Source organism: Pseudolysinimonas sp. (assembly GCF_044239695.1).
Lineage (GTDB): Bacteria > Actinomycetota > Actinomycetes > Actinomycetales > Microbacteriaceae > Pseudolysinimonas_A.
On the sequence record NZ_JBIIAW010000120.1, the window covers coordinates 1 to 7742 of the forward strand.

General features: G+C 70.5%; 10 protein-coding genes. All 10 read left to right on the forward strand.

The annotated features are described in order from the left end of the window. On the forward strand, window positions 1-568 hold a 568-nt coding region (locus tag ACILQS_RS14250), incomplete at its 5' end, for a TilS substrate-binding domain-containing protein (protein WP_395640790.1). Next, the gene (hpt, locus tag ACILQS_RS14255) at window positions 555-1106 is read left to right on the forward strand and encodes a hypoxanthine phosphoribosyltransferase (protein WP_395640791.1); all 552 of its coding nucleotides are present in this window, start codon (window positions 555-557) and stop codon (window positions 1104-1106) included. The genes ACILQS_RS14250 and hpt, both read left to right, overlap by 14 nt. A 153-nt stretch (window positions 1107-1259) precedes the next feature. Then, window positions 1260-3278, forward strand: coding sequence for an ATP-dependent zinc metalloprotease FtsH (gene ftsH, locus ACILQS_RS14260; protein ID WP_395640792.1), 2019 nt, complete (start codon window positions 1260-1262; stop codon window positions 3276-3278). A gap of 7 nt (window positions 3279-3285) precedes the next feature. Then, window positions 3286-3858, forward strand: a complete 573-nt coding sequence (gene folE / locus ACILQS_RS14265) for a GTP cyclohydrolase I (RefSeq protein WP_395640793.1) — start codon at window positions 3286-3288, stop codon at window positions 3856-3858. After that, window positions 3855-4634 carry a dihydropteroate synthase gene (gene folP, locus ACILQS_RS14270; RefSeq protein ID WP_395640794.1) on the forward strand — a complete coding sequence of 260 codons (780 nt, stop codon included), beginning with the start codon at window positions 3855-3857 and terminating at the stop codon, window positions 4632-4634. The genes folE and folP overlap by 4 nt, the downstream gene beginning before the upstream one ends. After that, complete coding sequence (gene folB, locus ACILQS_RS14275; protein WP_395640795.1) at window positions 4631-5011, forward strand: dihydroneopterin aldolase; 381 nt, start codon at window positions 4631-4633, stop codon at window positions 5009-5011. The genes folP and folB overlap by 4 nt, the downstream gene beginning before the upstream one ends. Continuing rightward, window positions 5008-5502 carry a 2-amino-4-hydroxy-6-hydroxymethyldihydropteridine diphosphokinase gene (folK, locus tag ACILQS_RS14280; RefSeq protein WP_395640796.1) on the forward strand — a complete coding sequence of 165 codons (495 nt, stop codon included), beginning with the start codon at window positions 5008-5010 and terminating at the stop codon, window positions 5500-5502. Before folB ends, folK begins: the two co-directional genes overlap by 4 nt. Further along, a complete protein-coding gene (locus ACILQS_RS14285) occupies window positions 5499-5972 on the forward strand; it encodes a DUF3180 family protein (RefSeq protein ID WP_395640797.1) in 474 nt (157 codons plus the stop codon). Before folK ends, ACILQS_RS14285 begins: the two co-directional genes overlap by 4 nt. Continuing rightward, window positions 5969-6511, forward strand: coding sequence for a PH domain-containing protein (locus ACILQS_RS14290; protein ID WP_395640798.1), 543 nt, complete (start codon window positions 5969-5971; stop codon window positions 6509-6511). Before ACILQS_RS14285 ends, ACILQS_RS14290 begins: the two co-directional genes overlap by 4 nt. Next, a partial coding sequence (locus ACILQS_RS14295; protein WP_395640799.1) for a PH domain-containing protein occupies window positions 6508-7742 on the forward strand: 1235 nt, incomplete at its 3' end. The genes ACILQS_RS14290 and ACILQS_RS14295, both read left to right, overlap by 4 nt.

The window sequence follows — 7742 nt, forward strand, 5'->3', positions numbered from 1 at the left end:
CGGGTCCGGGGGCAGCTCACTGCAAGGAATGGCGCGCGAGGCGGGGCTCTACCGGCGGCCGTTGCTCGGCATCCGTCGCGCGGTCACCATCCAGGCCTGTGTCGATGCCGGGCTGGTTCCTTGGAACGATCCGCACAACGACGACCCCGCCTACACGCGCGTCCGGGTGCGGAACACCGTGTTGCCCGTGCTCGAAGCCGAGCTCGGGCCCGGCGTCGCCGAAGCCCTCGCCCGCACCGCCGAACAGCTGCGGGAGGACGAGGAGGCCTTCGCGACGATGATCGACGAGGTCGCGGAGGAGCTCGCCGAGTTCATCGACGGCGGCATCGCGGTGCCGGTGGGGGCGCTCGCCGCCAACCCGGCGGCGCTGCGGCAGCGCATCATCCGATTCGTCGTGCAGAGCGAGTTCGGGGTGTCGCTCAGCCGCGCGCACACGCTCGAGATCGCCCGGCTGGTCACCGACTGGCACGGCCAGGGTCCGCTCGACGTTCCCGGCGTCGAGGTCGTGCGCGCCGATGGCAGAATCGAATTCCGGGCACGAGTGAAGGATTCCGATGGACACCGCTGACATCGAGGGCGACCTCACCGAAGTGCTCTACTCCGAGGCGCAGATCCACGCGCGGATCGCGGAGATGTGCCGCGAGATCGAGCGGGACTACGCGGGCCGCGATCTGCTCATCGTCGGCGTTCTCAAAGGGGCCGTCATGGTGATGGCCGACCTCGCCCGCGAGCTGAAGCGCGACGTCGAGATGGACTGGATGGCGACCTCGTCGTACGGCACCTCGACCGAGTCCAGCGGGGTGGTGCGCATCGTGAAGGACCTCGATACCGACATCGCCGGCCGCCACGTGCTCATCGTCGAGGACATCGTCGACTCGGGCCTCACCCTCTCCTGGCTGCGGGCCAACCTCGAGAGCCGCAACCCGGCGTCGCTGGAGATCTGCGCCCTGCTGCGCAAGCCCGAGGCGGCGAAGGTCGACATCGAGGCGCACTACGTCGGCTTCGAGATCCCCAACGCCTTCGTCGTGGGCTACGGGCTCGACTACGCCGAGCGCTACCGCAACCTCCGCTCGATCGGCATCCTCGCCCCGCACGTGTATTCGTGAGAACCGGTTGGGCCGCCATTTGCGAATCGGGCCGCGAGAAAACGCGCGGAAGGATTCGCAAATGGCGGACCAACCCGTCGGGGTAGACGCGCAGTGCGCTCGGGGCGAACACCGGGGCGGCGCCCAGTAACGGAGCGATACCCTGGCTGTCTCATGGACGTCGTCAAGCGCATCTTCCGCGGCCCGATCATCTGGTTCCTCGTCGGGATCATCGTGCTGATCGTCGCATTCCAGTTCATCGGCAACCTCGGCGGATTCCGCGAGGTGACGACGCAGCAGGGTCTCGAACTGCTCGAGGGCACGACGGTCGACGAGGTGAAGGTCGTCGACGGCGAGCAGCGCGTCGACCTGACGCTCAGCGACGCGTTCTCGGCCGACGACGTCGACTACGGCACGCAGGTGCAGTTCTACTACATCCAGCCGCGCGGCACCGAGGTCATCGCGGCGATCACCGCGAGCGACGCGAAGTTCGACGACGAGGTGCCGCAGTCCCCGTGGTTCGTGAGCCTGCTCAGCATCCTCGTGCCGTTCCTGCTCATCGGTCTCATCATCTGGTTCCTGTTCTCGAGCATGCAGAACGGCGGCAACCGCGTCATGCAGTTCGGCAAGTCGAAGGCGAAGCTGGTGAGCAAGGAGACCCCGCAGGTCACCTTCGCGGATGTCGCCGGCTCGCAGGAGGCCGTCGAGGAGCTGCACGAGATCAAGGACTTCCTCAAGGACCCGTCGCGCTTCCAGGCCGTCGGTGCCCGCATTCCGAAGGGCGTGCTGCTGTACGGCCCTCCCGGAACCGGCAAGACCCTCCTCGCCCGCGCCGTCGCCGGTGAGGCCGGGGTGCCGTTCTACTCGATCTCCGGATCGGACTTCGTCGAGATGTTCGTCGGCGTCGGCGCGAGCCGTGTGCGCGACCTGTTCGAGCAGGCGAAGCAGAACTCGCCCGCGATCATCTTCGTCGACGAGATCGACGCCGTCGGCCGCCACCGCGGCTCCGGCATGGGCGGCGGTCACGACGAGCGCGAGCAGACCCTCAACCAGCTGCTGGTCGAGATGGACGGCTTCGACGTCAAGACGAACGTCATCCTGATCGCGGCGACGAACCGCCCCGACATCCTCGACCCCGCCCTGCTGCGCCCGGGCCGCTTCGACCGCCAGATCGGCGTCGACGCCCCCGACCAGAAGGGCCGCGCCCAGATCCTCGCGGTGCATGCCAAGGGCAAGCCGATGGCGAAGGGCGTCGACCTCGACGTGCTCGCCCGCAAGACGCCGGGATTCACCGGTGCCGACCTGGCGAACGTGCTCAACGAGGCCGCCCTGCTGACGGCGCGCAGCAACGCGCAGCTCATCGACAACCGCGCCCTGGATGAGGCCGTCGACCGCGTCATGGCCGGCCCGCAGCGCCGCAGCCGCCTGATGAACGACAAGGAGAAGCTCATCACGGCGTATCACGAGGGCGGTCACGCCCTCGCCGCCGCCGCGATGCGCAACACCGACCCGGTCACGAAGGTCACGATCCTCCCGCGCGGGCGCGCCCTCGGCTACACGATGGTGCTTCCGCTGGAAGACAAGTACTCGGTCACCCGCAACGAGCTGCTCGACCAGCTCACCTATGCGATGGGCGGTCGCGTCGCGGAGGAGATCGTCTTCCACGATCCGACCACGGGCGCGTCGAACGACATCGAGAAGGCGACGAGCATCGCCCGCAAGATGGTCACCGAGTACGGGATGAGCGCCGACCTCGGCGCCGTGAAGTTGGGGACCTCGCAGGGCGACATGTTCCTCGGTCGCGACATGGGCCACCAGCGCGACTACTCCGAGCAGATCTCCGAGAAGGTCGACCTCGAGGTGCGCAAGATCATCGAGCAGGCGCACGACGAGGCGTGGAAGGTCATCAACGACAACCGCGACATCCTCGACAAGCTCGCCAGCGAGCTGCTCGAGAAGGAGACCCTCGACCACGTGCAGCTCGCGGAGCTGTTCGCGAAGGTGAAGAAGCTGCCGGAGCGCCCGCAGTGGCTGTCGAGCAAGAGCCGCCCGCTGAGCACGAAGCCCCCGATCAAGGTGCCGACGAAGGCCCCGATCGACCAGGGCGCCGTCGACGGCGGGGTCGAGTCCGAACCGAAGCCGCCGACGCGCACGCCGAGGCCGCGCAAGTCGCCCGGCATCGCCACCGCTTGACGCGGCGATGACCGTCGACCAGGGCCGCATCGAGGCCGCCGTGGCCGAGCTGCTCGCAGCGATCGGCGAGGACGCGACCCGTCCCGGGCTGCGGCGCACCCCGAAGCGGGTCGCCGAGGCCTACGCGGAGTACTTCGCGGGGCTCGGCGTCGACCCGGTCGCGGTGCTTCGCGATGGCGTGGATGCCGCGGGCGACGGGGAGCGCGGTGACCTCGTGCTGCTGCGCGGGCTCGAGTTCCGGTCGATGTGCGAGCACCACCTGCTGCCGTTCCGCGGCGTCGCACATGTCGGCTACCTTCCAGGCGGCAAGGTCGTCGGCCTCGGCCGTCTCGGCACGGTCGTCGAGATCCTCGCCGCGCGTCCGCAACTGCAGGAGCGGCTCGGCGAACAGATCGCCGAAGCCCTGGATGAGGGTCTCGCCCCGCGCGGCGTCATCGTCGTGCTCGACGCCCAGCACGACTGCGTGGCCGCCCGGGACGCCCGGCAGACCCGCTCGACCACCGTCACGGTGGCGAGCCGCGGCGCGCTGACCGAATCCGCCGCCCAAGCCTCGGCGATCACCCTGATCGGAGCCTCATGACGATCATCATGGGCATCCTCAATGTCACCCCCGACTCGTTCAGCGACGGCGGGCTGTTCGCGCAGACCGACGCGGCGATCGCGCGCGGACTGGAGCTGCGGGATGCCGGCGCTGCGATCGTCGACGTCGGCGGCGAGTCGACCCGGCCCGGCGCCGATCGTGTCGATCCCGCCGAGGAGCGCGAGCGGGTCATTCCGGTCATCGCCGCCCTCGCGCAGGAGGGGGTCTCGGTGAGCATCGACACGATGAACGCGTCGACCGCCCTCGCCGCGGTCGGGGCGGGCGCACAGTTGATCAACGACGTGTCGGGCGGTCTCGCCGACGAGGGCATGGCCCGGGTCGCCGCCGAGACCGGGGCGCACTTCGCGGTCATGCACTGGCGCGGAGGCGCCGACGTGACACCGACGTTCGGGGACGTCGTCGCGGAGGTGCGCGCCGAGCTGAAGGCGCGGGTCGCCGAACTCGTCGTCGCCGGGGTCGATCCCGCGAAGATCGTGCTCGACCCGGGGATCGGGTTCGGCAAGGCCCCCGAGCACAACTGGGCACTGCTCAATCACCTCGACGAGATCGCCTCGCTCGGCCACGGCGTCCTCATCGGGGCCTCGCGGAAGCGCTTCATCGGCGCCCTGCTGCCCGACGGCGCGCCGATGGAGGATCGGGACCTGCCGACCGCCGTGATCTCGGCGCTCGTCGCACGGCAGGGGGCGTGGGCGGTGCGCGTGCACGACGTGCCGTCGACCCGGATCGCCCTCGCGATCGCGGAGGCGAGCGCGTGATCCTCGACGAGATCAAGCTCACCGGGCTCCGCGCGAACGCGCACCACGGGGTCTTCGAGCACGAGCGCCGCGATGGGCAGTTGTTCATCGTCGACGTCACGGTGCGGCTGCCGCTCGCCCCGGCCGCCGCGGGGGACGATCTCGCCGCGACGGTGCACTACGGCGAGCTCGCGGAGCAGGTCGTGGCGGCCGTCGAGAGCGACCCGGTCGATCTCATCGAGACGGTCGCCGAGCGGATCGCCGCCGTGGCCCTCTCCTTCCCCGCCGCGCACGAGGTCGTCGTCACCGTGCACAAGCCGGGTGCGCCGATCACGGTTCCGTTCGACGACGTGAGCGTCACCATCACCCGTCGTCGAGAAGCCGGTCGGCGCGCATGAACGTGCAGCTGCGCACGATCGAGGCGGATGCCGTCATCGCGATCGGCAGCAACCTCGGCGACCGGGTGGCGACCTTCGAGGCGGCCGTGCGGGCGCTCGCGGAGGCCGACGGCGTCGAGGTCACCGCGATCTCCACGCCGATCGAGACGGTCGCGGTGCGCCCCGACGGGGAGGACCCGGATGCCCCCGCCTACCTCAACGCGGTCGTGCTGGTGCGCACGTCCCTGCCGCCGCGCAAGCTGCTCGGACTGCTGAACGACCTCGAACGCGAGCACGGGCGGGTGCGCGGCGAACGCTGGGGCGATCGCACCCTCGATCTCGACATCATCGACTACGCCGGTCGGCAGTCGTCGAGCGAGGACCTGACGCTGCCGCATCCCCGCGCTCACGAGCGCACCTTCGTGCTGCGTCCCTGGGTGGAGGTCGCTCCGGAGGCCGAGCTTCCCGGGCGCGGCCGAATCGCCGACCTGCTGGCGGAGCTCGAGCGATGACCCGCACGAAGGCGTCGACTCTTGTCATCCTGGCGGCCTTCGGCGCAGGTGCGGGATTCCTCGCGCAGGTCGCCCTGGCGTCGGGGGGCCTCCAGCGCTATCGACCGGAGTACGCGCTCGCGCTGAGCCTGCTGTTCATCGCCGGCATCACGATCGCCCTCGCCGTGCCGATCCGGCGAGCGACCCGCGCCACGGTGCGGACGCGCATCGACCCGTTCCACGCGACCCGGGTCGTGCTGTTCGCGAAGGCGTCGAGCCTCGCGGGGGCGCTGCTGACCGGCGCGGCGGCGGGTCTGCTCGCGGAGGTGCTGGTGCGCAGCGGCGGGATCAACACCGACAGCCTGCTGCGCACGCTGGCGGTGCTGGTCGGCGCGGTCGCGCTGCTCGTCGCCGGACTGGTGGGGGAGTGGTTGTGCACGGTTCCGCCGCGCGACGACGACCCGGACCCGGCGGGTAGCGTGGGAGCGTGAGCACCCCGCACGGCCCCGACGCGGCCGAACCGCCGACGGCCGGATCGCCGCCGAACCGCGCCGCCCTCGACCCCGTCGCCGGCGAATGGCAGCGGGTGTCGCCGAAGTACGTCGTCGTCGACCTGCTCGGCATCCTCGTCTCGACGGTGCTCTTCGTCGTCGGCAGCGGGGTGCCGTGGCTGCTCTCCGGAGTGCCGTGGCTCGTGGTGCTGCCGATCGGCGCGCTCGTGCTGCACCTGCTGATCGCGGCGTTCACGCCTCGGCGCGTGCGCGCACTCGGCTACCTGCTGCGCGACGACGACCTCGTCTTCCGCAAGGGCATCATGTTCCTGCGCATCGTCTCGGTGCCGTACGGCCGCATGCAGCTCGTCGACCTCAATCGCGGTCCGATCGCCCGCGCTTTTGGGCTCTCGGAGCTCAAGCTGGTGACGGCCGCCGCCGCGAGCCACATCACGATCCCGGGTCTGCCCGAGGCCGACGCCGAGTCGCTGCGCGACCGGCTCGTGGAACTCGCGGAGAGCCGCCGGGCGGGACTGTGACCCTCCCGGAGGAGCCGGTCGTCCCCACCACCCCGACCCGCACCGGGCTGGCCGATGGGGAGTGGCACCGGCTGCACCCCGCCACCCCGCTGCTGCGCGGCGGCCTCGGTTTCGTCGCGATCGTCGGCATCATCATCGCGAACCTGCGCGAGCGACTCGTCGAGTGGTTCCTGCCGTCGCTGGTCTGCCCGCCCGGGGAGGTCGAGTGCGGGGGCGACGACCCGTTCGGCTACATCGTCGAGAACGGGTACGCCCTCCTCATCGCCCTCGCGGTGCTCGGCGTGCTGCTGCTGTGCATCGCGCTGTTCTACGTCTCCTGGCGGATGAACACGTTCCGCATCACCGACGAGGTCGTCGAGGTGAAGAGCGGGGTGCTGTTCCGCACCCATCGCAAGGCCCGGCTCGACCGCATCCAGGGGGTGGCGGTCTCGCGACCGCTGTTCCCGCGGATCTTCGGCACCGCGAAGCTCGACGTCGAGGTCGCCGGGCAGGACGCCAACGTGCCGCTCGCCTACCTCGGCAACGCGTCCGCCGACGCGCTGCGCGCCGACATCCTGCGCCTCGCCTCGGGGTCGCGTGCCGCCGCCTCGCCCGCGCCGGGTTCGGCCGGGCCGGCGGGGTCGCTCCTCGACCGGCGGGTGAGCGAACTGCTCGCGCCCGAACTCGACCCCTCGCTCGCCGCGCCGGAGTCGGTGGTGCGGATGCATCCGGGGCGTCTCATCGGCTCGACGGTGCTCAGCGGCACGACCCTCGCGCTGATCGTCATGGCGGCCGGCGTGATCACCGGCATCGTGCTGACGACGACGGGGGATCGCAACCTGGTCTGGACGATCTTCACGTTCGTACCGATCGCGCTCGGCCTGCTGTCGTACCAGGTGAACCGGCTGCTGAAGTTCCTGCGCTATTCGATCGCGGCGACGCCCGACGGGGTGCGGATCGGCTACGGCCTGCTCTCCACCCGCAACGAGACGGTGCCGCCCGGCCGCATCCACTCGGTCGCGGTGAGCCAGAGCATCTTCTGGCGTCCGGCCGACTGGTGGACGATCCGGGTCAACCGGGCGAGCCGGCAGACCTCGTCCGACGGCCAGGCCGCGCAGCAGAACACGGTCGTGCTGCCGGTCGGCTCGCGCGACGACGTCTTCCGCGTGCTCGAACTGCTGCTGCCCGGCATCCTGCCCGAGGGCGAGACCACGCAAGCCGGCGGCAAGGTGCGCGATCTCTTCGAGCGCGG

Bases quoted from the DNA above. Each gene is read 5' to 3' on its own strand.
- folE (WP_395640793.1), top strand. From the start codon at position 3,286: ATGACCGTCGACCAGGGCCGCATCGAGGCCGCCGTGGCCGAGCTGCTC.
- folK (WP_395640796.1), top strand. From the start codon at position 5,008: ATGAACGTGCAGCTGCGCACGATCGAGGCGGATGCCGTCATCGCGATC.
- ACILQS_RS14285 (WP_395640797.1), top strand. From the start codon at position 5,499: ATGACCCGCACGAAGGCGTCGACTCTTGTCATCCTGGCGGCCTTCGGC.
- hpt (WP_395640791.1), top strand. From the start codon at position 555: ATGGACACCGCTGACATCGAGGGCGACCTCACCGAAGTGCTCTACTCC.
- ftsH (WP_395640792.1), top strand. From the start codon at position 1,260: ATGGACGTCGTCAAGCGCATCTTCCGCGGCCCGATCATCTGGTTCCTC.
- folP (WP_395640794.1), top strand. From the start codon at position 3,855: ATGACGATCATCATGGGCATCCTCAATGTCACCCCCGACTCGTTCAGC.